This is a genomic window from Solimonas sp. K1W22B-7 (assembly GCF_003428335.1).
Classification (GTDB): domain Bacteria; phylum Pseudomonadota; class Gammaproteobacteria; order Nevskiales; family Nevskiaceae; genus Solimonas_A.
Map to the genome: position 1 here is coordinate 3,522,382 of NZ_CP031704.1, position 24,598 is coordinate 3,546,979.

Below are 24,598 nucleotides of genomic sequence, written 5' to 3' on the forward strand. Positions count from 1 at the left end.
CTGGCAGGTCCGCCGGGCTGCAGGACGCCGCCCGGTTCGACCTGCAAAGAAATTCTACTTACAGGAAAGTTGAAATTCAACTTACACGTAAGTAGAATTTTTCCACACGAAGCCGGGCGTGCGGGCCCGGACCATGGAAAACCACCGTGAACACCCAGATCGTCGTCGAACCCAGCAGCACCAAGGCCGAGCGCACGCGGGCGGCCATCCTGGCGACGGCCGAAGACCTGTTCTCGCGGCAGGGTTATGCGGCCACGCGGCTTGAAGACGTCGCCGAGGCGCTGGGGCTGACCCGCGCCGCGCTGTTCTACTACTACGGCGACAAGCAGAAGCTCTACGACGCCATGCTTGCCGAGGCCTTCAGCGGCCTCGCCTGCCACCTGGAAGAAGTGCTCGCCGCCGAGACCGGCTCGGTCGTGGAACGCATCGAACTGGCCGTGGAGGCCTGGATCGACGCGATCATTGCCCGCCCTACCCTGGCGCGCCTGATCCTGCGCTTCGTCGCCGACGGCGCGGAGCAGCCCTCGCAGGCCATCTTCTCCGACAACAACCGGCTGCCCATGCAGTTCTGGGCCTTGTTCGAGCAGGGGCGCAGGAGCGGCGAGCTCAAGCCGGTCAACGACGATCCCTTCCACACCGCGAGCGCGGTGATCGGCACCACCGTCTTCTACGTCGGCGCGCTCTCCGGCCTGGTGCCCCATGGGCAGTTCCAGCCCCTGGACCCCAAGCAGGTCGCGGACCACAAGCGGGAAGCACTGTTTGCCACGCGCCACCTGCTCGGCATCGGCAAGGGCGGGCGCAGGAAAGCGGTGAAGAAGCAGTAACGAGATACAGCAGCAAGGAGGGACCGCGGCAAGGGGCCGCCAGAAGCCCCTGCCGATGTCCCTGAACACAATCGCATTCGCATGGAGTGAGGCGGCATGTCGAAACACACAGTTTCCCGCACGGGGGCTTCCGGTAGCGGTTCGGCCGTGACCTGGCTGTGGAGCCTCGTCGGCCTCGGCCTCATCGGCCTGATTGCGTATTTCGCGCGCATGGGCGCCGTTTCCCCGCGCATCGCCAACCCGGAGGTCCGCGGCGTGCCGCGTCCGGTGGAGTTCCTGTTCGGCATCGACTGGCTGCCGTATCTCGAAGCCGGCACCGTCGTGGCCATGGTCCTCCTCGTGGTGGGTTGCGCCCTGGCCTGGCGGCGCCATCCGGGGCACCCCTACCTGCTGATGACCATCGCCACGACGGCGATCGTCTGGCAGGACCCGATCATGAACTGGGCCCCCTATGCGGTGTACAACCCGCAGCTCTGGCACTGGCCGGAAGACTGGCCGCTGATCATGCTGTCGCCCACCGTCGAGCCCTTCATCGTGGTGGGCTATGCGATGTTCTACTTCGGGCCCTTCTTCCCGGCGGTCTGGGTGCTGCGGCGCCTGCAGGCGAAGCGGACGATGGATGCCTTCGTCTGGCGCCATCCGCTGTGGAGTCTCGCCGGCCTGATCCTGGTGTTCGGCTTCATCTTCGACATGATGCTGGAGGTGTCGCTGGTCCGGACCGGCCTGTACATCTACTCGCAGGCGATTCCCTTCGGTACGATCTTCGCGGGCACCACCTTCCAGTTCCCGCTGATCTGGGAATCCACCTTCGTCTGCCTGGTGATGATCCCGGCAGGCGTGCTGTGCTACCGCGACGACACCGGGCGCACGGTGGCGGAGAAGCTGTCGCAGCGCCTGCGCTGGTTCCAGGGGCGGCCAGTGCTCGCCACCTTCCTGGTCATGTTCGGCATCGTCAACATCGCCTACTTCATGTACGGCGGTGCCTTCGCCGTCATTCGTGCCAGCGGCCTGGCCACTTCGATGGCCTGCCCCTACCCCTATCCGGAAGCCAAGGTCTACGACCCGCAGGGCTACTACGAGCGTGAAGGCCAGCCGGGCCCCTATTTCGAGGGCTACTGGAACAGACTGACGGTGGGACAGCCCGACGGTCGGCCCAAGGTCAACCCGCTCAAGGAAGATGCCGCCTGCCTGCCCAAGGAGAAATCCTGATGCCCAGCGTCGTCATCACCGGAGCTTCCCGTGGACTGGGGCTGGCTTCGGCCCGCCATCTCTACCAGCAGGGCTGGCACATCGTCGCCGCCATGCGCTCGGTCGAATCCGGCCTGGAGAAACTGCGCGCCGCCACCGGCGCAGCGGCCGGCGATCCGCGCCTGATCGGCATCCCGCTCGATCTCACCGACCTGGCCTCCATACCGGCCGCGGCCAGGGCCATCGAGGACGCGGTGGGCGCTCCCGACGCCCTGGTGCACAACGCCGGCATCGCCGCGTTCGCCAGCGTGGAGGAAACACCGGACCCGGTCTGGCAGCAGATGTTCGCGACCAACCTGTTCGGGCCCGTGCTGCTCACCAAGTCGCTGCTGCCCGCGATGCGCGCCAAGGGACAGGGCCGCATCGTCGTGCTGTCGAGTGCCGGCGCGATCCGCGGCATGCCCGGCATCAGTGCCTATTCGGCATCCAAGGGTGCGCTCGAGCGCTGGGCGGAAGCCCTGTCGCAGGAGGTGGCGCCCTTCGGACTCGGCGTCACCATCCTGGTGACCGGCTCCTTCCAGACCGACATCATCACCGAGCAGACCCCGGACCATGGCAATCACCAGGGTCCGTATGGCGTGATCTACAAGGGCATCCACAGCACCGGCAAGGCGGCAGTGGCCAAGGCCCTGCCCACGGAAGTCTTTGCCCGCGCGCTGGGCGCGGCGCTGATGGAGAAGGCGCCCATCGTGCGCCGTACCGTCGGGCCGGACGCCACGGCGCTCGCCGTCATGGCGCGGATACTTCCGGGCAAGCTGGTGCATCAGATCATCCGCGCGGCCATGAAGATTCCCCGCATGGGAGCGCTCCACGCAGCGGCGGGAAGCGGCAGCCCGGCTGCATCCGCCAATCTGGATCCAGCTCCCCAGAAGCCGATCGGCTTCAAGGACCAAGTGGTGATCGTCACCGGTGCCGGTCGCGGCCTGGGGCGCCTTTATGCGCTGGAGTTCGCGCGGCGCGGCGCGGCGGTGGTCGTCAACGACCTGGGCGGCTCCATGCACGGCGACGGCGCGGACGGCAGCGTTGCCGACCAGGTGGTCGAGGAGATCCGGCGCAACGGCGGCAAGGCGGTGGCATCCCACGACTCGGTCGCGACTCCGGAGGGCGGCGCGGCGATCGTGCGCGCCGCGGTGGAAACCTTCGGAAGGCTCGATGCGGTGGTCAGCAACGCCGGCATTTTCGGTTCCGTCGACTTCGAGATGCTGCAGCCCGAGGAATGGCGCCGCATGCTGGGCGTGCACCTCGACGGCAGCTTCTACCTGAGCCAGCCCGCGTTTCGCGTGATGAAGTCGCAGGGCTATGGCCGCTTCGTCTTCACGTCATCCTCGGCGGGACTTTTCGGCCAGCCGCAGGAAGCGCACTACGCCGCGGCCAAGGCCGGCATCTTCGGCCTGTCGAACGTGGTGGCGATCGAAGGCGAGGAGCATGGCATCAAGGCGAACTGCGTGCTGCCCTTCGGATTCTCGCGCATGGTGACCGAAACCGTGGGCGGCGCCGACGCCGCCGCGCAGATCCCCTTCCTGCAGATCATCGATCCCAGGCTCGTCGTGCCGATGGTGGTGTTCCTGGCGAGTCGCGCCTGCGAGCCCAGCCATCACCACTACTCGGCCGGGGCCGGTCGCTATGCCCGCGTCTTTGCCGGGCTCGGCGAAGGATGGCTGGCCCCCGCTGGCAGCGCGCCCACTGCCGAGGACATCGCGGCGAACCTTGGCAAGGTCTCGGCGACCCAGCCCTTCACCGTGCCGTCTTCCATCGTCGATGAGGTCATGCAGATCAGCATGCGCAGAGGCCTGGGCCAGGAAAGCAGGCCCGCCGCCGCGAGCCCGCTGCGCTTCACCGCGGATACCCGGCTGGCGGACATCCTGGACAACCCGCAGGCCAAGGCCGTCATGGCCAGCCACTATCCGGAAATGAAGACCGCGGGTCCGCTGCTGCGCATGGGACGCGGGCTCACCCTCAAGCAGATCTCCGGGTTTCCCCAGGCCAGGATGTCGCCTGAGCGGTTGCAGACGATCCTCGACGATCTGCAGAAGCTGCAGGTATAGAGACGCCGGTGAACGACACCACTCACAGCGAAAGCCTGGACCTGCTGGGGATGCTGGCGTCGGCGCTGTCGCGCCGACCACTGGCGGTCGACCGCGCCGCCCCCGACATCCCTGCGTGGACGAACGGATCGGTGATCTTCGTCGATGGCAGCGCCGCCTTCTCCGTGCAGCTCAGGCAACTTTGCGTCCAGAGCGCCCTGCTCATTGCGGGGAGCCTGGAGCGGAGCATCCTGCAGCGCCTGGCGCGCCGGCCCGAACTGGCGCGGCGCTATCTCGCCATCGAAGGACAGCGCGCGCTGGCGGCGAGCGAAGACGTGCTGCCGCCGCTGGCATGGCCGCTGAGCGACCGCGCCCTGGCCCTGCGCTCCAGCTCGCCGGAGGGCTCACTGGAACTGGCCCTGGGCAAGGCGCGCATCGAGGATCCGCCGGCCGTGTTCGGCGCCATCCGGGTGCGCGAACTGCTCGCCGCGCAGCGGCACGCCGGCGGATCGACCCGCGAGGGACAGGCACGGCACATCCCTCGCAAGCCTCAGGACCAGCCCCTGGCCGAACTCGGCGACGACGCCAACCAGGACGAAGAGGACATCGAGGACTTCGCCAGCAGCCCGGTGGGCGGTGGCGGCGGCCTGGGCAAGCTCCTGCAGAAGATGTTCCAGATGCTGCGGCAGCTGAAGGCCGGCGACGGTCCGGGGGCGGACACGGCGACGCACGCGTCCCGCTCCGGGCCACGCGCGGGAGCACGGGCGCTGCAATCGACGGCCAGCGCGGAATCCATCGACGACGCCTTCGGCAAGGGCCTGGGCATCCTCTACCCGGAATGGAACGTCCATGACCGTTGCTACCGGCCCGACTGGTGCACCGTAAGCGAGATCGATCCACCCGTTAACCAGCCTTCCGCGGTGGCGTGGTCGGCAGGGCATGGGTTGCGCAAGCCGCTGTCCCGCCTCGGCATGGGCCTGGACCGCTTCCACCGCCAGGCCCAGGGCGACGACATCGACATCGATGCCGCCATCGAAGCGCAGGTCGCCATCAGGGCAGGAACAGTGCCGGACGAAGCGGTCTACATCGAAAGCCAGCGTCGCCGGCGTGACCTGTCGGTGCTGGTCCTGCTGGACGTCTCCGGTTCCGTCGCCCAGGACGACGGATCGGGCAGCACGGTGCACGTACAGCAGCGCAATGCCGCTGCCGCCCTGGTCACGGTGCTGCACGAGGTGGGTGACCGCGTCGCCCTCTATGCCTTCCATTCGCAGGGCCGCTCCGCCGTGCACCTGGTGCCGGTCAAGCAGTTCGACGAAGGCCTGGACAGCCGCGTCATGACGCGGCTGCACAGCCTGGTGCCCGGTGCCTACTCGCGGCTGGGAGCCGCCATCCGCCATGGCGCGACGCTGCTGCTGGAGCGCAGCGGCACGCCCAGGCGCCTGCTCGTCGTGCTGTCCGACGGCCTGGCCTATGACCACGGCTACGAGCCTGCCTACGGCGCGGCCGATGCACGGCAGGCCCTGGGTGAGGCGCGGCGCGATGGCGTGGGCTGCCTGTGCCTGAGCATCGGCGCGGCCACGGACGTGGAGGTGCTGCGGCGTGTCTTCGGCAGCGCGGCCCACGCCATGATCCCGCGGCACGACCAGCTCGGCCAGGTGATCGGTCCGCTGTTCCGCTCTGCCCTGCGCGCGGCGGAGCTGCGACGCAACCAGGCGAGGCGGCGGGCGAGGCCGGCAGCCTGAACAAAGACTTAAAGAAGACGTCGCCAGGACTGCGCATCGGCACGGCAAGGCGATCAGGAATGGAGGAGAGCATGAAGACGACGGGAATGCTGGCAGGGGTGGTCGCGATATGCGGCCTGGGGCTCCCCTTTGTCGCCAGGGCACAGGCGGCATCCGGGGAGTCGCAGGATGCGGAGTTGCTGGAGCTTCTGGATGCCGCCGTGGCCCCGTCGGAAACCCCGCCTCCCGAACAAGCGCCTGCCTCAGCGGCGCCCGAAGCTCCCCAGGCTGCCGCGGCGTCCCAGGCCGGGCCGGAGCTGGACGTCATCCCGCTCCCGCAGCGCGAGGCGCCGCAGCAGGGAACCGTGACCACCGCAAGGCCGAAGTCGAAACCCATGATCGAGGAGATCCTGGTCACGGCACAAAGGCGGGAAGAAAACCTGCAGGACGTTCCGATCTCGATCACGGTCTTCAGCCAGGAGCAGATCACCAACGCGAACATGACGAATTCCGCCGACCTGGCGCGCTATACGCCGTCGCTTTCGGCCAACTCGCGTTTCGGGCCGGACAACGCCAGCTTCACGATACGCGGCTTCACCCAGGATCTCCGGACCACGGCTTCGGTGGGCACCTATTTCGCGGAAGTCATCGCGCCGCGCGGGCAGAGCACCCAGACCTCAGGCGACGGCGCCGGCCCCGGAAGCCTGTTCGACCTGCAGAACGTGCAGGTCCTGAAAGGCCCGCAGGGAACCCTGTTCGGGCGCAATACGACAGGCGGCGCCATTCTCCTGGTGCCGCAGAAGCCGAAGGACGAGTTCGAGGGCTACGTGGAACTGACCGGCGGCGATTTCACCGCGCAGCGCGCACAGGGCGTGCTGAATGTTCCGGTCAGCGACGACTTCAGGTTCCGGTTGGGCGTGGACTACAACCAGCGCGATGGCTACCTGAACAACATCACCGGCATCGGCGCGGACGACCTGGGCAACGTGAACTACATCGCCGGTCGCCTGAGCGCGGTCTGGGACATCACCGAATCACTCGAGAACTACACCATTCTTTCGCTGGTGGATTCGGATTCGCACGGCAACACCGCCCAGCTGTTCGACTGCAACAACCTGCTCAGGAACCTGGCGGACCCCAGCGCCATCGATGTTTCGGCCCTGATCCAGGGGCTCGTCCAGATCGTCACCTCCGGTGGCGACATCAACCTCACCGATCCGCTGCCGGGCATCCCGCTGGGTGGCAGTCCCCTGGCACTGCTGACCTTTTCGGCTTGCCAGAATCAACTGGCCGACCAGAAGGCCTCCGGGCAGGATGGTTTCTACGACGTGGTCAGTTCGGTGAAAACGCCCATCACCGAAATCAAGGAAAAGCGCCTGATCAACACCACGACCTGGAGCATTTCCGACGATCTGACTTTCAAGAACATCCTGGCCTATGCCCACCTCTACACGCAGAACGGCTCGAACATCTTCGGAAACTTCTTCCCGGATCCGACGGATCCCCGGGGCCGGCGCGAGTTCGGCATCGGCCACACGATTCCGCGTCCCGACATGCCGGTCACCCGCCAGGAAACCTGGGTGGAGGAAGTGCAACTGCAGGGCAGTTCCTTCGACAGCCGCCTGACCTGGCAGGGCGGCCTCTACTACGAGCACAGCACGCCGGACGGCTTCTCCGGAAACAATACGGCGGCCCTGATCTACTGCGACGTCGCGACGCTCGAAGGCGATCCCTCCGGGTTCGACTGCTTCGATCCCCTGGCGGGCGTGATCGGCGGCGCGCTGCAATACAAGGTCAAGACGGAATATCTCAACCAGGCGGTTTTCGCCCAGGGGACCTACAACCTCCTCGATCCGCTCAGCGTCACGCTGGGCCTGCGCTACACCTGGGACGAAACGGAAGGCTACGGGGTGAAGGAGCTGCACCGCTACGCCCTCGCCCTGCCCCTGGGCAATCGGGTGACCGTGCAAACCCCCAAGGTCGAGAGTTCAGCCCCCACCGGCGTGCTGGAGCTGGACTACCGGCCCAGCGACAGCATCATGACCTACGTGAAATACACGCGCGGCTATCGCCAGGGCACGGTCAACATGCTGGCCGATCCGGGGCTGGACACGCACGAGCCGGAACAGGTGGACACCTACGAAGTCGGCCTGAAGAGCACTTTCGAGTGGCCCTTCCCCGGTCGGTTCAACGTCGCGCTGTTCGACAACACCCTGACCAACATGCAGCTGCAGGGCGGCTATGTCTCCACGACCTCCGGGCCTACCACGGCGATCTTCAACGCCGGCAAGGGCACGTCGCGAGGCCTGGAAATCGAGAGCTTCTTCCAGCCCTTCACCCTGCTGACCGCAAGCCTTTCCTACTCCTACCTGGAAACGGAGCTGGTCGAATCGGCCGACTTCTGCTCGCGGGTCGAGCAGGTGGGTTTCATCGAAGGCTTCACCTGCACTCCGATTGCCGACGCCGGCGACGAACTCCCTTTCGCGCCGAAATCTTCGTACGTCGCCAACCTCAACTTCATCATTCCCGTTACCGAGCAGTACGGGCAGATGATCTTCGGCGTGACCTATGCCTACACCGGCGAGCAGCGTGTGGGCGCAACCACCTCATCGCCCTACGCGGTCCTCGACGATTTCGCCGTGTTGAATCTCAACCTGGGATGGACCGGCGTACTGGGCACGACCTGCGACCTCGCCGCATTCGCCACCAACGTCACCGACGAGGAATACGTCGTGTTCACCACCGGCACCTACCGTCCGCTGGGGATCGAGTCCCGCACCCAGGGCCAGCCGCGGATGATCGGTGCAAGACTCCGTTACAACTTCTGAGAATACGAGCATGGACATGACCATCAAGCACAGCATGCCGGCAAGCGACCGCCCCTACTACGTCGCGGTGTCGAACGAGGAGCAGGTGTTCAAGGCCGCCTGTCGCCAGGGCCTCTCCGTCCTGCTCAAGGGCCCCACCGGCTGCGGCAAGACGCGCTTCGTCGAAGCCATGGCCCACGACCTGGGCCGGCCGCTGATCACCGTCTCCTGCCACGACGACCTGACCACCGCCGACCTGGTCGGCCGCTACCTGCTGCACGGCGGAGAAACCCAATGGGTGGATGGCCCGCTGACCCGCGCCGTGCGCGAGGGCGCCATCTGCTACCTCGACGAGGTGGTCGAGGCCCGGCAGGACACCACCGTCGTGCTCCACCCCCTGGCCGATCACCGCCGTCAGCTGCCGCTGGAGCGCCTGGGCGTGACGCTGACCGCCGCGCCGGGATTCTGCCTGGTCGTCTCCTACAACCCCGGCTACCAGAGCGTCCTCAAGGACCTGAAGGACTCCACGCGCCAGCGCATGGTCGCCATCGAGTTCGGCTTCCCGGCGCCGGAGGTCGAAGAGAAGATCGTCGCCCAGGAAGCAGGCATCGACCCCAAGCAGGCCGCCAGCCTGGTGCGCCTGGCCCAGGCCATCCGCCGCCTGGAAACCGGAGGATTGCGCGAGGTGGCCTCCACCCGCGTGCTGATCACCGCCGGCCGGCTGGTGGCTGAGGGCCTGACGATGTCAGCGGCTGCCAAGGCCGCCATTGCCGGGCCGCTGACCGACGATGCAAAGGTCAGTAGTGGGCTGGCGAAGATGGTGGATGTGTATCTGGGGGACGGGGCCTAGGGCTGTTTCGGTTCGATCGGAAACATCAAATCCGTCATGCCGGCGGAAGCCGGCATCCAGTCCGGGACGGGAGTGGCCGCCGGCTGCGGGAACCGTCCTGGAAGGGGCGGAAGCGGGCAGTGAGCCGAGCAGCGGACGCAAGCTCTCTGCGGAATACTATGCGCCTGCTTTTGGCTGAACTCCCAACGGAATTCCGTTTTTCTCAGGGTCGTTTCGCGACCGGCGGGTCCAGACCCGCCCTTGAACTGGTTTCTGCTCAAAAACCATCTTTCGAGCAGATGACTATGGAGTGAGCGCTCACCGTGGCGCAGTTCAAGCCGTAGACACACCAGCGTGGCCGCCTTCGACTGAACCTGACGGCCGAATCAGGTCAACCATAGCCAAAAGCAGGGATCGTGAAGACAAAATGGCAAGGCTAGAATAGGACCTACCAATTATGGGCGTTCTAGCGACTAGCAGGGGCACGATCTTGGACCATCAAGAAATAAATACGATTCGAGGCCAGTTTCAAGCCGGACAATGGCCTCAGTTTCTTCAAATGGTGTCTATTAATGGTTTACGTGGCTGGACTGGTCAATCAGTTGAATTCAACTATCCAGTGGTGGCGATAGTTGGCGAAAACGGAAGCGGAAAGAGTACGCTCTTGAAACTCGCCGCCTGCGTGTATGAGCACGAGGACAATGACAAGAAATTCTATCCCTCGTCTTTTTTTGTTGAAACACACTGGGACAGAATTCAGAACGTCAAAATCGATGCACGAGTAAAACGCGGGACTAGCATCGATGTTTTTAAGTATACGAAGCTAACCGAACGATGGCGCGTTCCGGATCAACGGCCCAAGAGGAATGTTTATCTTCTAGATATTTCCAGAACCTTACCGTTGGACGCCTCAGTTGGATACGCCAAGATTGCTCGAAGCGCGGCGGCAGAGGTGGAAAGCGCGGAGCTAAATGATGAGTTCCGGCAACGCCTCTCGCATGTTCTTGGACGTGAATACAAGAAAGCAAGATTCGCCACATCGGACGTCGATGCCAAACGACAGGTTGGCTTACTTGAGCGAGAGTGGGGCGAACTTTCGCAGTTTCATCAAGGTGCGGGTGAAGATGCAACCCTGGACCTATTTAGAACTCTTCAAGGTGTTCCTCAGTACTCCCTACTGATTATCGACGAGGTTGAAGCCTCACTGCATCCGCGTGCGCAGCGCCGCCTAATCCGTTTTCTTTTGTGGCTCGCTCGACAGAGGCGAATCCAGATAGTTCTCTCATCGCATAGTCCGTACGTTCTGGAGGAATTGCCTCAAGAAGCAAGAATTCTGCTCATGAATGGCCCCCAAGGACTTAACGTTGTTTATGGGGTATCTCCAGAATTTGCGATGAGCAGAATGGATGACGAAGTACATCCAGACGCTCACATTTTTGTTGAGGATCGCGAGGCTGCAATCTGGCTCAGGGAAATTCTTGCGTCTTCGGATCAGACATCGGACCTTATTACGAGAATAGAAATTAACGCGGTAGGACCGTCCAACGTCGTTCAACTGTTGGGAACATTGGCGCAAGCTGGACGGTTGCCCTACAAGTCACTGGCTGTTGTTGATGGCGATCACGGCAATCCGAATTCCCTATCGTTACCTGGAACCCTTGCTCCTGAACGTCATGTTTTTTCTGATCTGAAATCTGCCAACTGGCCAAACCTTCCAGCAAGGTTCGGAATTGGTGCTGGCACGCTAATACAAGCCTTCGAGGACGCTATGCTGGAGCCAGACCATCATCAGTGGACTCGAATCGTTGGAGATCGTGTGCATAAAAGCGCGACTAGCGTATGGGAACTACTGACCACGGAATGGTGCGCAATTGCGCTGTCTGCCCAAGACCGAACGCGAATCGCCGATGCGATTAGGCAAGTGGTCAATGCTCACTATAGCATTTTCGATTTATTTGCTGACGTATCGCAAGAGGCGAAGTAGTTTGAACACTCTTCTGGGGTAAAGACCTCGATGAGGGTTCCAATGTATTCCCAGAGGGCATCGACGGTTCGGATGGCTGCTTTTCGCAGGAGCGTTTTGAGCCTCGTAGGGTGGGCAAACATTTTCTCGTTTGCCCACGCTGTCGATAACAGGCAAGGCCTCACCGCGTGGGCAAACATGAAGACGTTTGCCCACCCTACGAAACTACGAAACTGAATCGAAACTGCCCTAGGGAAGCTCTGAAAAAGTTACCGTTCGCCCTGAGCCTGTCGAAGGGTGAGCGGTAACTAGTTGACCGGCCGCGGGGAAAGTCCGTCCGTACTTCGACAAGCTCAGCACGAACGGACTTTTTCAGAGGTTCCCTAGCGTCTCGGCTCATAGCGCATCGCCACCGCCCCCGAGGCGTACTCCAGCCGACTCACAAGCTTCAGGTCGACGGGCTTCGACAGCCCCGCGAACAGGGTCGGCCCATGGCCCACAAGCTTGGGGTGCACCACGAACTCGTACTCGTCGATCAGGCCCAGCTCGGCCAGTGCCAGCGGCAGCTTCACGCCGCCCACGGCCAGCCCCCTGCCCGGCTGCTGCTTGAGTTGCTGGACGGCCTGGCCCAGGTCCCCGCGCAGCAACTGTGCGTTCCAGTCGACCTGTTGCAGCGTGCTCGATACGACGTACTTCGGTACCGCGTGGATCGTGTGGGCGAAGGGTTCCATCCAGTCGGGCATCCAGTCGGGCCGGGTGCCCGACTCCGCCACCGGCCGCCAGGCCTCTTCCATCATCCCGTAGGTCACGCGGCCGAGAAGGAGTGCGTCGGCACGGGCGATGCCCTCGGCGGCGCGGTGATGCATCTCCTCGTCGGGGGTGATGGTGGTGTGGCCGCAGCAGCCGTCCAGGGTGAGGTTGATGGAATACCGTAGGGGTTGCATGGCGTGCTCCTGGGGCGGGCCGATATCCCGATACTACCGAAAGTGCTTTGCCGCCCAAAAGACCGGGCCAGGCACCGCAGGCTTGGCCCGGCTCCTGGCCGCCATGGCGCTCATCGGTCGCCCGTTTCCTCGATGTAGGCCGTGATCCAGTTGGAGAACTCGCAGGCCAGGTGCCAGCGGTGCTCCGAAATCATCCAGGGCGGCAGGGCGGCGGGAAAGACGATCGCAAGGTGGCTTTCGAAGCCCTCGGCCAGCGTGCGGAAGCGATGATTGAGGCCGCCGATGACGGTGCCGTTCCCGTTGACGGCGGCGCCGGAAAAGCGGACGGGGAAATCCGGATCGATGACCAGCGGCAGGTCGCCCAGGTTGTCGTAGTCGATGAGGAAGCGGCTGGCCTGCATCGCTCCACCTGTGATCTCGATGACCTCCATCCCCCTGGGCGGGACCGCCTTCAGGAGGAAGTGATCCGGGCAGGCGACCAGCATCGCGTACGGGTCGTCGTGAAACGACTTGTCGTTGAACCAGCGGGCAAAGCCCTCGGCGCTGCCGCGATTGCTGACGATGCCGATCTCGCAGACGCTCCAGCCGAGTGGCGCGGCGACGGCCAGTTCGACGATCTGGTTGGTGAGCAGCAGGTCGGTTGCCACGAGCCGGCGCATGGCCTCGTCCCCGGCGAGGATCTTGGCTTCGGCCAGGGCCACTCTCTCCTGCGCGATGTTGGCCGTGGAGACCTCGGGCCGCAGCAGCAGCGCGACCAGTTCACCCACCAGGGCCGCCGGCAGGTTCTGGCTCATGCGCTTCGCGATCACCTGCAGGCGCCGGGCCTCCCACTCCAGGACCTCTTGCCGGGCGACCTCGCGCCCGTTGAGGTGGACGCTCAGCCCGGTCGCTTTGGAATCGTCGGCGCCCGAGCGTCCTCCTCCGCAGCCCGTGAGCGCCGCGGGAACCACGGCGCCGGCAGCGATCAGCGCCGAGCGCGAAAGAAACGACCTGCGGTTCATCAGCATGGCACACCCTCCTCAGGGTTTAATTAGAATAATATCTAGATCGTGATCTAGATTATGATGTAAACCTTGAGCCGTCAAGCAGGGGTGGGGAATGGGTCGCCAGGAACAGACCGAGGAAGTTCGCAGGAAAGTCGTCGCCGCCGCGCAGCGGCTCTTCCTGGACAAGGGCTATGCGCAGACGACCCTGCGCGAGATTTCTACGGCTGCCGGCGTGTCCTACGGCAGCATCTACCACCACTTCGAGGACAAGGACGGCATCTTCCGCGAGCTGATCCTCGACAACTTCGAGACGGCGCAGGAGGCCGCGGACCGGCAGCTGACCGCCAAGGCCGACGTCTACCTGCGCCTCGGGCTGAAGTGGGCCAGCCTGGCGCAGGCGATCTCGTCGGATGCGCGGGTTGCGGAACTGCTCGGCGTGGCCTATCGCTCCTGGAAGATTTCCGAGTCGCTGATCGAGGTTTCCACGGCGAGGCATCGCGACTGGCTGCGAGCGGAGCTGCCGGACTGGACGGAGAACCAGTTCCTGGCGGCCACGCTCGCGCTGAGCGGCACGCTGTCGAGCATGGTCGACGAAAAGCTGAATCTCGATCGGCTGACGCCTGCCGAGCGGATCGGCGCCGTGCTGTCATCCGCCCTGCCCGGCTTCGGCGCGGATCCGCGCACGACGCAGCGGGTGATCAAGCAGGCGCTGGAACTGGCGCCTCCCACTGCGGCGACGGCGCTGTCGAAGGCGAAGCGGGCTGCGGGCAGGTAGTCGCTTCGTGCTGAGCTTGTCGAAGTACGGGCGGACTTTCCCCACGGCCGGTCAAACAGAAACCCTCTCCCGCCCTCCGGGCACCCTCTCCCGCAAGCGGGAGAGGGGACTACTGCAGCGAACTTCCAACTCAGGACACTAGAGCGGCTGGTTCGGCACGCCCTCGAACAGTTGCTCGGTCGGCCCCACGATCACCAGGCCCATCAGCTTGGTGGCCAGGTGTGGCGCGAAGACCGACAGGTAGACGACGTGGCCGATGACGATGGCGGCGGCGATCGAGAGCAGCGAGGAGCGCAAGCGGCTCTTCGTCTTCGAGTCTGCCCACAGGTCGATCAGCGAGCGCCCCAATGGGTCGGTGCGGCCGAGCAGGTAGGTGAAAACCATCATCTGCACGCCCATCGCCAGGGCGTCGTAGAGCGGATATTGGTGTTTCGTGCCTTCCCGCAGCGCGAGGCCTTCGATCACGCGACCGTAGTGGAAAACACCGAGCTTTGCCCCGAGGCCCGCATTGAACATCAGCGCCCAAAGGAAGCCGACGAACAGGCCCGTGATCAGCAGGGTCTGGGGCGCGCGCCACTGGAATGTCTCGATCAGCCAGCGCCCCAGGGAGACGCCGATCACCGCAGGCAGGACGAAATAGGCGATGTATCCCGGGGGCACCGAGGCCGGCAGGCCGCCCCAGGTCATGTTCAGGGGCCACCAGGCCGGCATGCGCGGAATCGCGGTCGGGAACTGCGCGTACATCGCCCAGTCGTAGGGCGCCTCGATCCACGAGAACGAGATGGCGGAGATGCACAGGAGCAGCAGCGCATGCGGCCGGCCCCGGCGATAGCTCAGGACCAGGCCGGTGGCCACGAAGACGACCGCGCCGACGTAGGCGAAGCCGATCGAGGCCTGCAGCAGCGGGGTGAGTTCGGACATTACCGGTCGCCCTGCTTCTGCGACGGGGCACGCGCCTGGGGATCGTAGCGAAGCACCAGGCCGAATATCAGGACGATCAGTCCGAACAGCGTACCCAGCATGATCAGTGCACCCACGGCAGGATTCCTCAAGACTCGATGATTCGGGGCGTCGGGCTCATGGCTGCAGGGAATCCGCCACGGGTTCCGCAGCGACCCTGGTTCTCAGGGAGCAGGCGGGGCCGGAGCGGCCGCGGCTCCTGCAGCAGCTGCCCCTGCTGCGCCCGCTGCGGCCCTGAGCTTTGCAGCGGCCGCCTCCCGCGCCAGCCGCTCGTCACGGAACCGGATGAGGTCATGGAAGCCGATCTTCTTGTAGTGCGGCCGCGGCTGGATGCCCCAGGTATCCTTCGCCGTCTTCTGGCCCCTGGCCTCCGAAGGCGCGAACAGGGGATGAGGCACCTGGCACTCGCGCGAATCGTCGGCGAACCGGACCTTCTCCATCTCATGACAGACCTCGGTCAGGGACAGCGTGGGCCAGCCCATCCAGACCGCGATGAAGGGCAGCGAGAACGACGCTTCGATGACCAGGCAGACCAGGCAGACGAACAGTCCGCGCTGCAGCCACTTGTGCATGTTGGCGTAGTGCGCGGTGGTGCCCAGCGGCAGTTCTTTTTCAGTGGAAGTGCTCATATATATTTCCTATGCGTTGGCCCGGAAGCGGGCCGTCACTCCGAGAAGATTTCGCGGTTGACCGTGTGCAGGTAGGGCAGCGACAGGAAGGGCGTGATGTACCAGATGTCGTAGATCCACCAGCCCCAGACCGGGAACACGACGCCGGCGTAGCGCACGTCGGCGAAGATGGTCATGTTGGTGTTGTAGCCGGTCCAGACGATCACGCCCATCCAGCAGGTGACGATCAGCCACTGCTGTCCCCAGCGCTTCATCTGCAGCAGGCCTATGGCGGCGGCCAGGCGCGCGCAGAACAGCACGGGGATCAGGGCGATCTCCCAGGCTTTCTCGCCGGGCGCGCCGGAACCGCCGATCCACAGCTCGTTGTAGTGCCAGAAGTAGCCTCCATCCACCAGCGCGCCCCAGCCCGTGGTGAGCACGCGATTGATCAGGGTGTGGTGGGCGAAGAGATCCAGCGTCCAGCCCATGCTGTTCAGGGCGGAGTCGATGATCACCAGGTAGCCGATCAGGGTGACGATGACCGGGCGCACGGAAAGCCCGGCCTTCGCCGCCTGTATCTGCAGATGCAGGCCCCAGAGGAACATCGGCAGGCCGAAGATGCCGAGCACGGCGGTGCCCATGAGGATGGTGCCCGAGATCATCCACTTGTCGGCGCGAAGCTGCGCGGCCGCGCTGTCGCTCTGGTGCGAATCGTAGTTGCCGAAGCTTCCGGAACTGGTAATGGTCGTCATTGCGGTTTCACCAGTCGCTGATGGATTTCAGGTACAGCTGGACCAGGAAGGTGCCGAAGATCCAGCTGTAGATCAGGATCTGGAAAACGATCATGGCCTTCTTGCGGCGGCGGTCCTGCTCGGACACGGATTGGTTGCTCATGCCTTGGCCCCTCCTGCATTTGCACGTGCATTGCTTGCGGATGTGGTGACACCCACCAGGCTTGCGGCGGCCAGCTCACGCAGGCCATCGGTGATGGCGCCGTCGTTGCTCAGCGGCGCCAGGATGCAGACCTCGGCGGCTTCCACCTCGGTGGCACCGGCGGCGACCAGCTTCGCGGCCGTGACCAGGACGCGCGTGGAAGGCGGCTCGAAGTGGAAGACGTTGTCGGCCTTGCGGATGGCCATGGCGCAGTTGACCAGCCGCCGGGCGGCCGCCAGGTCGATGCCGGCCTCGGCCACCAGCACCTCGGCCTCGCGATCGGGCGACAGGTAGGTCATGGCCACGGTGACGAAGCGCTGGCGGAAGGAGGGCTTGAGTTCCTTCAGCGAGCTGCGGTAGGCCGGGTTGTAGGAGCAGACCAGCATGAAGCTGTCCGGCGCCTGCAGGACCTGGCCGCTGCGATCGAGGTACAGCGAGCGGCGGTGGTCGGTCAGCGAATGCAGGATGGCGAGGGAGTCGTGGCGCGCCTCCACCACCTCGTCGAGGTAGCAGATGGCGCCGTCCTTGACCGCCCGCGTCAGCGGCCCGTCGTTCCAGACGACGTCGCCGCCGGTCACCATGAAGCGGCCGACCAGGTCGGAGCTGGTCAGGTCGTCGTGGCAGCTGATGGTGACGACGGGGCGGCCCAGCACGCCGCCCATGTACTCGACGAAGCGCGTCTTCCCGCAGCCGGTCGGTCCGGTCAGCATCACCGGCACGCGCTGCTCGGCGGCCTTCCTGAACAGCGCCACTTCGGAACCGTTGCTCTGGTAGTAGCTATCCTTCATGCACTCCTCATCCTTGTTTGTTCAGTTCGCCACGAGTTCGCGGTGAACCTGTGCCAGTACACGGGGCAGCTCTTCCACCCGGCGGATACGCGTAGAGCGCCGCGGCCCGAAAATGTCGGGCAGCGGATCGACCTTGGTCGGGCCGACGCCGATGTAGTAGAGGGACACGCCGGCGTCCTCGGCTTCCTCGACCGCATGGGCCGCATCCGCCCAGGCATAGCGGCCCTCGTAGCCTTCGTCGGAGAGCTGTCCGTCGCCGATCACGATCAGCAGGCGGCGCTCGGAAGCCTGCGCCAGCAGGCGGCTGGTGAGGTGGCGCAGGGGCGCTCCCAGGCGGGTGTAGCCGCCGGTCAGCAGGCCGAGATCGCTGGGCATGACCGAGTGCGCGTCCTTGAAATCCCTGAGGCAGGTGACGTCCACCCGGTGCCGGGTCTTGCCGTTGAAGACGAACAGTCCGTGCCGCTCCCGCGCGAGGGACATGGCGTGGCAAAGCGCGTCGGCGCAGGCCAGCTCCAGCTTGAAGCTGCGGCCGTTCTGCCCGCCGAGCGAGGCGCTGCCGTCGAGCAGCAGCGCGGTGGTGACGTCGCGGAAGGCGGGCTTGAGGTCGCGGAAGACCCGCGCCTCGGCGGCCTTGCCGGTGAGGCGGTCGACATGGAAGTCGATGTACGGGTCGATATCCAGGTCGGAGCCGTCCTCGAGGCGCCTCTGCATCACGCGATGCGTGTGCTCCTCGAACCAGCGGCGCAGATCGGCCGATGGCGGTCGCGCGGCGCCCTGTTTCGCCTGCAGCTTGCGCTCGAGGACGGCGACGTGGTCGGGAAGGAACTTGCGGGTCCACAGGTTCCACTCGGGATACGGAACCCCGGCGCGCTGGTCGGCGCGGATCTCGGGGTCGTCGTCCTCGGGGCGGCTGGGCGGCGGGATGCGGGAACTCTTGATGTTCCCCTCGCCGCCCACCGGGATCGTTTCGTAGCCCGGCGAGAGGTAACGCTTGGTCTTGGACCAGGGCATGCGCCCCTGGCGCCTGCGCAGGGCGTCCAGCAGGCCGCCCCTGGCGGGCACGCCCAACGGCAGCTGGCCCAGCACCGGGTGATAGTTCAACTCCTGCGCCGACTGCGCCAGCGCCATCGCGCTCTCGAGAATCGCTACGCCATCCAGATCGCTGCTTCTCATCTCCAGGTCGGGCAGGAAGCGCCGCAGCTCGGGCACCAGGCCGGGCCAGCGTGAGCCCACCCAGCCCAGCGCCACCCCGCCTTCGACCAGCGAAAGCGCGGTGATCTGCCGGGGCGACAGGGCCTTCAGGGTGAAAGGGGCGATGCGGCTTTTCGACGGCGAGCATTGCATGGCGATGCCGCAGGTCCAGGTTCTCAGGCTCCAGTCCGGCGTGATGGCCGGGTACGGAACGTTCATCACCGTTCGCCCGGTGTTCATGCCGAACATGCGGCGCGCGCCCGACATGAGGCGGACGCTCTCGCAGCCCCCGTCCGAGATCGCGGAGGCCACGACGGCGCAGCTGCGCTCGATGCTCAGGGCGTCTGGGGAGCCGTAGGACATGCCGGTTGCGCTCAGGAAGCCGGGATCAGAACGTGCCCACGGATTCGAAGAACCAGTACCAGAACCAGATGACCAGGCCGGCGATGCCGAAGGCGAAGGCCATCCGCAGGGAGTCCAGAAGGAACAGTTCCAGCATGTTCAATCTCCTCGTGGGTGAATGCGTGGATTGCAGAACCGGAGAGGCCCGCAGCGGTAGGGCAACGCTGCCTTCCCGCGCCTCTGTTCTACTCACGAGTAAAACAGTATTCTACTTTCGAGTCAACGAAAATTTGACTGGCGAGTCAAGGCGCCTTGCCTGCAGGTGACAGGGCTGTGTCAGGGCTGTTCAACGCCGGGTCCGAGGGACAGACAGGGAGGGAGTCGCGGGCGCAAGGAGGGCTTCGGGTAACCGGAGATCGCGAGCGGGGCCGGGGCCGCCAGCGCCGGTCAGCAGGAAGCGGCGACCCCGTCTTCCTATTGCCGATGGGGCCTCATGTATCATCGCCCCGTAGTTCTACTTTAGAGTCAGTCGATCAAAAGTGCAGAAGACCAAAAGCCCCCGACCGTTGCGCCCTACCAAGGTCACCCGTTCGGCCATCCTGGAAGCCGCCGAGAAATTGTTTGCCCGCCGCGGCTACGCGGTGGCGCGTCTGGAAGACGTGGGGGATGCGGTGGGCCTGACGCGGCCGGCGCTTTTCTATCACTTCCCGGACAAGCAATCGCTCTATAACGCCGTGCTCGAGGAAGCCTTCAGGCCGCTGGTCACGCAGATCGACGCGGCCCTGTCGTCGTCGAAGCCGATCCCGCAACGCATCGAAGACGCGGCCGAGGCCTGGGTGGACGGCGTCGCCGCCCGGCCGACGCTGTCGCGCCTGATCCTGCGCCACGTCGCCGACGCGGAAGAGCACCCCATGCAGAGCATCTATCCCGACTCGGACCGCTTCATCGGCATGGCCTGGGGCCTGTTCCAGAAGGGGATCGCCAGCGGCGAGTTGAAGCCGCTGCACGACGATCCCTTCCACGCGGCCAGCGCGATCATCGGAACGACGGTCTTCTACGTCAACGCCTTGTCGGTGCTCATTCCCAACGGCACCTACAACCCGCTGGAACCGCATGAAATCGCGGCCCACAAGGCCGAGACCATCAACTCCGTCAGGCGCCTGCTGGGTATCGCGACGGCACCGCCGAAAGCCAAAGCCGGCGCCGCTGGCAAACGTCCCGCGAAGAAGTGATCCGCCCATGTTCCTTCGAAGCATCCTCCTCGCCGCCGCCCTGCTCCCCTTCGCCGCCCCGGCCGCCGACTGCCTGCGCCTGCAGACGAAGTCGCTGGGCGAGATGAGCATCCCCCTGCCCGCCGCCGATGCCCGCGCCGCGCGCCAGAAGATCGCCTATGCGCAGCAGATCGAGGTGCCGGCGGAGCGCTGTGTGTTCCAGGGCGGCAACCGCCAGTGCAGCCTGCGCAGCGACAAGGTGGAGGTGGGGTTCACGCTGGAGCGCGAGGGCGACGACTGCCGCCTGGTGGACAGCCACGTGGTCGGCGGCAGCAAGCGCACGGTCGGCGGGCGCAAGGTCGAGGTGCCGGAAGTCAAGGAGGACAAGCAGCGCTTCGACTGCTCCAGCCAGGTCAGCGCCTGCCGCTGAGGCAGGTTCAGCGAGTCGCCAGGCCCATGGCCGGGCGCGAGCGGCGCTGCCGCAGCGGCCAGCCCGCTTTCAGCAGCAGCCGGGCGGCAAACCAGCAGGCGGCCAGGCCGATCGCCAGGTCCGTCAGGCTTTCGTCGCCCAGGTCGAGCAGGCCGGAAGCCAGGAACGGCAGGGCCAGCAGCGCCGACAGCAGGCCGGCGCAGGCCATCCACAGGCGAGTGCCGGAGGAGGGGCCGGCTGCCGCCGTCCCTTCGTTCTGCATCACCGCTTCACTCTTGGCCTGCATGTCTCGCGTCCCTATGCCGAATTCCGACGCATGAATCATCGCCGATGAAAGCTGCAGTTTTGAGACAGTCCCCCGTTGGGGCACGCGGGCGGGGTCCGGACCGTTGTCAGGTCTGGCCGTTTACACATTCATACGACTCCGCCCGTTTCGCGGCGCTATGCTCACGCCTGATCATCCCCACCGCCCCATGACCAAGACCACCCTCGCCGCCCTGCTCCTGCTTGCCCTGACCGCCTGCGCCAGCCGCGGCGCGCCCCCGGACCTGCGCGGTGCCGGCGTGCGCTCCGAGAAGGAGATCATCATCACCCTGTCGCAGGTGGAGGCCACGCCCGAGCAGCGCGCCGCGGTGCTGGCGGCCTTCGACAAGGCCCTGCCGGAGCTCAAGGGCCTGCAGGCCGAACGCGGCGCCCTCCAGGCGCAGCTGCGCGGCCTGTCGCCCAAGCAGCCGGAATACCTGGAACGCAGCGCCGCCGTGGCGAAGCAATGGGGCGGCCTGCATGAGCGCGAGGTGCAGGCCTACGCACGCTTCGAGTCCGCCGTGGCTGCCGCGCTGAGCGACGGGCAGTGGGCGCGCTGGCGCGAGTTCTCGTCGGAAATGTCGTTCGCGGAACGCGGGGCCAGCGGTGAAGGCGGCGGGATGCGGCGGCGGCAGTAACGCAGCAGCTCTTCCCGACAGACCCTGAGCCAGACTTCCGTCATACCGGCGAAAGCCGGTAGGTGGATTCACATTTGAAATGCAACACTTTGGCGAAGACCTCGGCTGGGGTTTTGAAGCCGAGGCACTTGCGTGGCGTGTGATTGTAGATCTGAGCGATCTGCAAGAGTTGGTCTGGTGAGAGGTCTTCGACGTTGGTTCCCCGGGGTAGCCAGCGGCGCAAACGCCCGTTGGCATTCTCGACGCCACCCTTCTGCCAGGGGGAATGCGGATCGCAGAAATAGGTCTGCAAGCCCAGGGGCTGATGCAGGGTGTAGTGCAAGGCGAATTCGGTGCCGTTGTCGAAGGTGATGCTGCGGCGCAGGGCTGGGGGCAGTGGGGCCAGCAAGGCCTGGAGGGTTTGCGCCACCGGCGCAGCGGCCTTGCTGGGCTGGCGGACGATGGCGGTCAGCCGGGACGTTCGCTCATGCAGGGTCAGGATGGCTTGGCCATAGCGCGCAAAGAGCATCAGGTCGGCTTCCCAGTGTCCCGCCTGGCGCCGGTCAGCCGCAGCCTTGGGGCGCTTTTCGATCGAAACCCGCTGCTGGATGTGCTCTGCCGGGCTGCCGCCCTTGCGGCCACGGAAGCCGCGCTTGCTCTTGGCACGGGGCAGATAGAGACGCCAGGAAAAGTCGTTGGTCCGGGCGATCTGGGCGGCAATGAAGCGATAGATGCTCTCGTAGCTGATCTGCAGATCCTGCTGAGCCAGCCGCCGCGATACCTGCTCGGGAGACCAGCCTCGGCGCAATCCCTCCAGAACCCTGGCTTGCAGCTCGGCATCACGCAGAAGCCGGCTACCTTGCCAGCGGCGCGCCCGAGCTTGCTCGCCGGCATAGACGCTCTGGTAGCCCGTCGCGCCAGTGTTGCGCTTCAGTTCCCGAGAAATGCTCGATGGCGCGCGATCCAGAGCTGCCGCAATTTGCCGGATCGACTCCCCGGCTTGGCGCCGACGGGAAATCTCACACCGTTCCTCGATTCCAAACTGCTCAAAGCTCTTGCGTCCCATTGCAGCACCCTCGTAATAGGGTGTTGCATTTGGTTTGTGAACTCACGGTATCCAGTCCCTCAGGGATTGGCCGGTACTTCACGACTGGATACCGGCTTTCGCCGGTATGACGTTCTCGCCTAGCGCGGCACCCAGCCCCCGCAAACCGGGAACACCTGCCCGACGAAGCAGTTCGCCGCGTCGCTGCAAAGATAGGCCGCGAACTGCGCGTCCTCGCGCGCGCCCACCAGCCGGCCCAGCGGCACTTCGCGCTTGAGGCGTTCCTGGAAGGCCGGGTTGGCCTGCACTTCCGGCGGGAAGTAGGTGGGGTTCTCGACGAAGTTCTGCGCGATGGCGTTGACCTGCACGTTGTGCGGCGCCACCTCCACGCCCAGGGCCTGCACGTAGGCCAGCTGCGCGCCGCGCGCGGCACTGTAGGTGGAGGCGCGCTTCATGCCGCGCAGGGCCGAGGCGCTGCCGATCAGCAGGATCTTGCCGGAGCGCCGTGCGGTCATCTGCGGCAGCACCGCGCGGCAGAGGCGCGGCAATGGGTCCACCATCTGCGCGAACACCGAGCGCCATTCCTCCTCGGTGACGGAGACGGCCGGTGTGGTGGGCGCCGGTACGCCGAGGTTGACCACCAGCACGTCGATCTCCCCCGCCTCCGCCAGCATCGCAGCAGCGCCGCCGGGCTCGTCCGGCGCGCGGCGGTCGGCGATGACCTGCGCCCCCTGCTCCGCGAAGACCTCGCAGAGCGCGGGGCCCATGAAGACGTCGGCCTGCGTGATCACGACCCGCTTGCCGCTGAGGTTGGGTGCCGACATCTGGTTCTCCCCCGTTGATTGCCGGGTCCCCTATATCTCCCGGCCTACCCGGAAGGTACGCGGGAGCGGAGGCTCAGTCCATCAACGGGTATCGCTGCAGATGAAGACGCCGGCGCAGGTGACGGGAAAGCAGACTTCTATCCGTAGGATGTGGTGCCAAAAGTAGGCGCCTCTAGGCGAGCGCAGCGAACCGCATCAGGCGTGGTCGCCACGATTGATGCGGTTCGCTGCGCTCACCACATCCTACGGAACTTGATCGGGATAACAGATTCGTAGGGTGGGCAAACAGCTTCATGTTTGCCCACGCGGTGGGGTTTCGCCTGTTGCCGACCGCGTGGGCAAACGGAAAAGACGTTTGCCCACCCTACATGGCTGACGCCCGGATCAGGTACGCGCTACTGCGGTAGTGAGGCCTTGCGGACCTCTGCCACGCGGCCGCCGCGCAGCTTGACGATCAGGGGACGCTCCATCGCCGTCGGGTCGGTGAAGGTCCAGCGGTCGCTGACGGCGTGGTCGGTGGGGTCTTCCACCTCCACGCGTTGCGAGGGCAGGCCCAGGGCGGCCAAGACCTTGCCCTCGGTGTCGCCGACAGTGACGAGCTTGCCGTTCCACTTGACCGGGGTGGTGCTCGCGGGCGGCTGCGCGGCGACGACCTGGGCGAGGAGGAGCAGCAACAGCGGTGCGAGCAGGCGCATGGAGACAGTCCTCAGGTCCGCAGGGGGCGACCCTACTGTCCTCCGTCGCGATGCCCGACGCAACAACGCTGCGTGAAGGAACGACGGCGGATTCCCGCTCACAGGAAGTCCGCCACCCCCTGCGCAACCAGTTGCGCAGCCAGGCTGGCGGGCGCGGCCGGCCAGACCGATATGCACTCTTCATGGAAATTGTCTCCCACCAGGAAGACTCGCTGGCCATCAACGAGCACCTGCATTCCGGAGATCTTCTGCACCCAGTCGGGATCCTCGACGATTGCCCGGTGAATGAGGAGCGCCGAGCCCGGCGCGAGCCGCAGCGCCATGCGCTCCTCCCCATGCGGCGTTTCGGGGCCCAACCCATCCGGGAGCGAACAGCGGAGCGGAGCGGGAAAGTCGAACTGACGCAAATGCCCTTCCAGCACGACCACGGCGTTTCCTTCGAGCAGGGTCAACACGGACTCGAGGAGCTTGCCCAGATCGAGGGGCCTGATCCAGGTCGCGCGCGTGTTCATGACGCTTGCCTGCCGCGC

Annotated in this window: 23 protein-coding genes and 2 pseudogenes; 12 read left to right on the forward strand and 13 right to left on the reverse strand. The window is 65.3% G+C overall.

The window, feature by feature from the left end:
* Positions 1-146: 146 nt before the first annotated feature.
* From D0B54_RS15820 to D0B54_RS15850, 8 genes and pseudogenes are all read left to right on the forward strand, one after another.
* Entirely contained in the window at positions 147-824 is a 678-nt protein-coding gene (locus tag D0B54_RS15820) for a TetR/AcrR family transcriptional regulator (protein ID WP_117292242.1), read from the forward strand.
* Positions 825-920: 96 nt separating this feature from the next.
* The gene (locus D0B54_RS15825; protein ID WP_117292243.1) at positions 921-2,033 is read left to right on the forward strand and encodes a spirocyclase AveC family protein; all 1,113 of its coding nucleotides are present in this window, start codon (positions 921-923) and stop codon (positions 2,031-2,033) included.
* Positions 2,033-2,560 (forward strand): annotated as a pseudogene (locus tag D0B54_RS25220) (SDR family NAD(P)-dependent oxidoreductase); the annotation flags it as partial. The gene D0B54_RS15825 and the pseudogene D0B54_RS25220, both read left to right, overlap by 1 nt.
* Before the next feature lie 387 nt (positions 2,561-2,947).
* Positions 2,948-3,865: pseudogene (locus tag D0B54_RS25225) on the forward strand (SDR family NAD(P)-dependent oxidoreductase); the annotation flags it as partial.
* 260 nt (positions 3,866-4,125) lie between these two features.
* Positions 4,126-5,838 carry a nitric oxide reductase activation protein NorD gene (locus tag D0B54_RS15835; RefSeq protein ID WP_205527147.1) on the forward strand — a complete coding sequence of 571 codons (1,713 nt, stop codon included), beginning with the start codon at positions 4,126-4,128 and terminating at the stop codon, positions 5,836-5,838.
* Between the two features lie 71 nt (positions 5,839-5,909).
* Positions 5,910-8,645 carry a TonB-dependent receptor gene (locus tag D0B54_RS15840; RefSeq protein WP_162932469.1) on the forward strand — a complete coding sequence of 912 codons (2,736 nt, stop codon included), beginning with the start codon at positions 5,910-5,912 and terminating at the stop codon, positions 8,643-8,645.
* A gap of 10 nt (positions 8,646-8,655) precedes the next feature.
* Positions 8,656-9,474: a CbbQ/NirQ/NorQ/GpvN family protein gene (locus D0B54_RS15845; protein ID WP_205527148.1), complete on the forward strand. Its 819-nt coding sequence runs from the start codon at positions 8,656-8,658 to the stop codon at positions 9,472-9,474.
* 469 nt (positions 9,475-9,943) lie between these two features.
* On the forward strand, positions 9,944-11,437 hold the full coding sequence (locus tag D0B54_RS15850; RefSeq protein ID WP_117295300.1) for an ATP-dependent nuclease: 1,494 nt from the start codon (positions 9,944-9,946) through the stop codon (positions 11,435-11,437).
* 362 nt (positions 11,438-11,799) lie between these two features.
* Here the strand turns inward: D0B54_RS15850 and D0B54_RS15855 are convergent, their stop codons facing one another.
* Together D0B54_RS15855 and D0B54_RS15860 are read right to left on the reverse strand one after the other, a co-directional pair.
* A complete protein-coding gene (locus D0B54_RS15855) occupies positions 11,800-12,360 on the reverse strand; it encodes a dihydrofolate reductase family protein (protein ID WP_117292245.1) in 561 nt (186 codons plus the stop codon).
* Between the two features lie 110 nt (positions 12,361-12,470).
* Positions 12,471-13,367, reverse strand: coding sequence for a hypothetical protein (locus tag D0B54_RS15860; protein ID WP_117292246.1), 897 nt, complete (start codon positions 13,365-13,367; stop codon positions 12,471-12,473).
* A gap of 91 nt (positions 13,368-13,458) precedes the next feature.
* Between D0B54_RS15860 and D0B54_RS15865 the strand changes: the two genes are divergently transcribed.
* Positions 13,459-14,121 (forward strand): TetR/AcrR family transcriptional regulator, encoded by a 663-nt coding sequence (locus D0B54_RS15865; RefSeq protein WP_117292247.1) that lies wholly within the window; start codon positions 13,459-13,461, stop codon positions 14,119-14,121.
* A gap of 138 nt (positions 14,122-14,259) precedes the next feature.
* On the opposite strand, the gene D0B54_RS15870 is transcribed toward D0B54_RS15865, so the two are convergent.
* The 6 genes from D0B54_RS15870 to D0B54_RS15890 all read right to left on the reverse strand — a co-directional run bounded on the left by D0B54_RS15870 (position 14,260) and on the right by D0B54_RS15890 (position 18,964).
* Positions 14,260-15,042, reverse strand: a complete 783-nt coding sequence (locus D0B54_RS15870; RefSeq protein ID WP_117292248.1) for a spirocyclase AveC family protein — start codon at positions 15,040-15,042, stop codon at positions 14,260-14,262.
* Between the two features lie 203 nt (positions 15,043-15,245).
* Complete coding sequence (locus D0B54_RS15875; protein WP_117292249.1) at positions 15,246-15,710, reverse strand: hypothetical protein; 465 nt, start codon at positions 15,708-15,710, stop codon at positions 15,246-15,248.
* A 35-nt stretch (positions 15,711-15,745) separates the two neighbouring features.
* On the reverse strand, positions 15,746-16,441 hold the full coding sequence (locus tag D0B54_RS15880; RefSeq protein WP_117292250.1) for a hypothetical protein: 696 nt from the start codon (positions 16,439-16,441) through the stop codon (positions 15,746-15,748).
* Between the two features lie 7 nt (positions 16,442-16,448).
* Positions 16,449-16,583: a hypothetical protein gene (locus tag D0B54_RS25005; protein WP_256365891.1), complete on the reverse strand. Its 135-nt coding sequence runs from the start codon at positions 16,581-16,583 to the stop codon at positions 16,449-16,451.
* Positions 16,580-17,410 carry a CbbQ/NirQ/NorQ/GpvN family protein gene (locus D0B54_RS15885; RefSeq protein WP_117292251.1) on the reverse strand — a complete coding sequence of 277 codons (831 nt, stop codon included), beginning with the start codon at positions 17,408-17,410 and terminating at the stop codon, positions 16,580-16,582. Before D0B54_RS15885 ends, D0B54_RS25005 begins: the two co-directional genes overlap by 4 nt.
* Positions 17,411-17,431: 21 nt before the next feature.
* On the reverse strand, positions 17,432-18,964 hold the full coding sequence (locus D0B54_RS15890; RefSeq protein ID WP_117292252.1) for a nitric oxide reductase activation protein NorD: 1,533 nt from the start codon (positions 18,962-18,964) through the stop codon (positions 17,432-17,434).
* Between the two features lie 518 nt (positions 18,965-19,482).
* Here D0B54_RS15890 and D0B54_RS15895 point away from each other — a divergent pair.
* Both D0B54_RS15895 and D0B54_RS15900 read left to right on the forward strand, forming a co-directional pair.
* Positions 19,483-20,175 (forward strand): TetR/AcrR family transcriptional regulator, encoded by a 693-nt coding sequence (locus tag D0B54_RS15895; protein WP_117292253.1) that lies wholly within the window; start codon positions 19,483-19,485, stop codon positions 20,173-20,175.
* Positions 20,176-20,182: 7 nt separating this feature from the next.
* Entirely contained in the window at positions 20,183-20,584 is a 402-nt protein-coding gene (locus D0B54_RS15900) for a hypothetical protein (protein WP_117292254.1), read from the forward strand.
* A 7-nt stretch (positions 20,585-20,591) separates the two neighbouring features.
* Here the strand turns inward: D0B54_RS15900 and D0B54_RS15905 are convergent, their stop codons facing one another.
* A complete protein-coding gene (locus tag D0B54_RS15905) occupies positions 20,592-20,870 on the reverse strand; it encodes a hypothetical protein (RefSeq protein WP_117292255.1) in 279 nt (92 codons plus the stop codon).
* 187 nt (positions 20,871-21,057) lie between these two features.
* Here D0B54_RS15905 and D0B54_RS15910 point away from each other — a divergent pair, with 187 nt between their 5' ends.
* Complete coding sequence (locus tag D0B54_RS15910) at positions 21,058-21,525, forward strand: hypothetical protein (RefSeq protein WP_117292256.1); 468 nt, start codon at positions 21,058-21,060, stop codon at positions 21,523-21,525.
* A 40-nt stretch (positions 21,526-21,565) separates the two neighbouring features.
* Here the strand turns inward: D0B54_RS15910 and D0B54_RS15915 are convergent, their stop codons facing one another.
* The 4 genes from D0B54_RS15915 to D0B54_RS15930 all read right to left on the reverse strand — a co-directional run bounded on the left by D0B54_RS15915 (position 21,566) and on the right by D0B54_RS15930 (position 24,580).
* A complete protein-coding gene (locus D0B54_RS15915) occupies positions 21,566-22,570 on the reverse strand; it encodes an IS30 family transposase (RefSeq protein ID WP_117289342.1) in 1,005 nt (334 codons plus the stop codon).
* A gap of 119 nt (positions 22,571-22,689) precedes the next feature.
* Complete coding sequence (locus tag D0B54_RS15920; protein ID WP_117292257.1) at positions 22,690-23,373, reverse strand: SDR family NAD(P)-dependent oxidoreductase; 684 nt, start codon at positions 23,371-23,373, stop codon at positions 22,690-22,692.
* A gap of 395 nt (positions 23,374-23,768) precedes the next feature.
* Complete coding sequence (locus D0B54_RS15925) at positions 23,769-24,068, reverse strand: hypothetical protein (protein WP_117292258.1); 300 nt, start codon at positions 24,066-24,068, stop codon at positions 23,769-23,771.
* A 98-nt stretch (positions 24,069-24,166) separates the two neighbouring features.
* Positions 24,167-24,580, reverse strand: a complete 414-nt coding sequence (locus D0B54_RS15930; RefSeq protein WP_117292259.1) for a hypothetical protein — start codon at positions 24,578-24,580, stop codon at positions 24,167-24,169.
* Positions 24,581-24,598 lie beyond the last annotated feature (18 nt).

What these genes read in the sequence shown, in the direction of transcription:
- D0B54_RS15930 (WP_117292259.1), bottom strand. Translation starts at nt 24,580, where the DNA reads ATGAACACGCGCGCGACCTGGATCAGGCCCCTCGATCTGGGCAAGCTC.
- D0B54_RS15855 (WP_117292245.1), bottom strand. Translation starts at nt 12,360, where the DNA reads ATGCAACCCCTACGGTATTCCATCAACCTCACCCTGGACGGCTGCTGC.
- D0B54_RS15825 (WP_117292243.1), top strand. Translation starts at nt 921, where the DNA reads ATGTCGAAACACACAGTTTCCCGCACGGGGGCTTCCGGTAGCGGTTCG.
- D0B54_RS15910 (WP_117292256.1), top strand. Translation starts at nt 21,058, where the DNA reads ATGACCAAGACCACCCTCGCCGCCCTGCTCCTGCTTGCCCTGACCGCC.
- D0B54_RS25005 (WP_256365891.1), bottom strand. Translation starts at nt 16,583, where the DNA reads ATGAGCAACCAATCCGTGTCCGAGCAGGACCGCCGCCGCAAGAAGGCC.
- D0B54_RS15880 (WP_117292250.1), bottom strand. Translation starts at nt 16,441, where the DNA reads ATGACGACCATTACCAGTTCCGGAAGCTTCGGCAACTACGATTCGCAC.
- D0B54_RS15875 (WP_117292249.1), bottom strand. Translation starts at nt 15,710, where the DNA reads ATGAGCACTTCCACTGAAAAAGAACTGCCGCTGGGCACCACCGCGCAC.
- D0B54_RS15890 (WP_117292252.1), bottom strand. Translation starts at nt 18,964, where the DNA reads ATGTCCTACGGCTCCCCAGACGCCCTGAGCATCGAGCGCAGCTGCGCC.
- D0B54_RS15905 (WP_117292255.1), bottom strand. Translation starts at nt 20,870, where the DNA reads ATGCAGGCCAAGAGTGAAGCGGTGATGCAGAACGAAGGGACGGCGGCA.
- D0B54_RS15865 (WP_117292247.1), top strand. Translation starts at nt 13,459, where the DNA reads ATGGGTCGCCAGGAACAGACCGAGGAAGTTCGCAGGAAAGTCGTCGCC.
- D0B54_RS15870 (WP_117292248.1), bottom strand. Translation starts at nt 15,042, where the DNA reads ATGTCCGAACTCACCCCGCTGCTGCAGGCCTCGATCGGCTTCGCCTAC.
- D0B54_RS15860 (WP_117292246.1), bottom strand. Translation starts at nt 13,367, where the DNA reads ATGCTGATGAACCGCAGGTCGTTTCTTTCGCGCTCGGCGCTGATCGCT.
- D0B54_RS15840 (WP_162932469.1), top strand. Translation starts at nt 5,910, where the DNA reads ATGAAGACGACGGGAATGCTGGCAGGGGTGGTCGCGATATGCGGCCTG.
- D0B54_RS15845 (WP_205527148.1), top strand. Translation starts at nt 8,656, where the DNA reads ATGGACATGACCATCAAGCACAGCATGCCGGCAAGCGACCGCCCCTAC.
- D0B54_RS15885 (WP_117292251.1), bottom strand. Translation starts at nt 17,410, where the DNA reads ATGAAGGATAGCTACTACCAGAGCAACGGTTCCGAAGTGGCGCTGTTC.
- D0B54_RS15915 (WP_117289342.1), bottom strand. Translation starts at nt 22,570, where the DNA reads ATGGGACGCAAGAGCTTTGAGCAGTTTGGAATCGAGGAACGGTGTGAG.
- D0B54_RS15920 (WP_117292257.1), bottom strand. Translation starts at nt 23,373, where the DNA reads ATGTCGGCACCCAACCTCAGCGGCAAGCGGGTCGTGATCACGCAGGCC.
- D0B54_RS15900 (WP_117292254.1), top strand. Translation starts at nt 20,183, where the DNA reads ATGTTCCTTCGAAGCATCCTCCTCGCCGCCGCCCTGCTCCCCTTCGCC.
- D0B54_RS15925 (WP_117292258.1), bottom strand. Translation starts at nt 24,068, where the DNA reads ATGCGCCTGCTCGCACCGCTGTTGCTGCTCCTCCTCGCCCAGGTCGTC.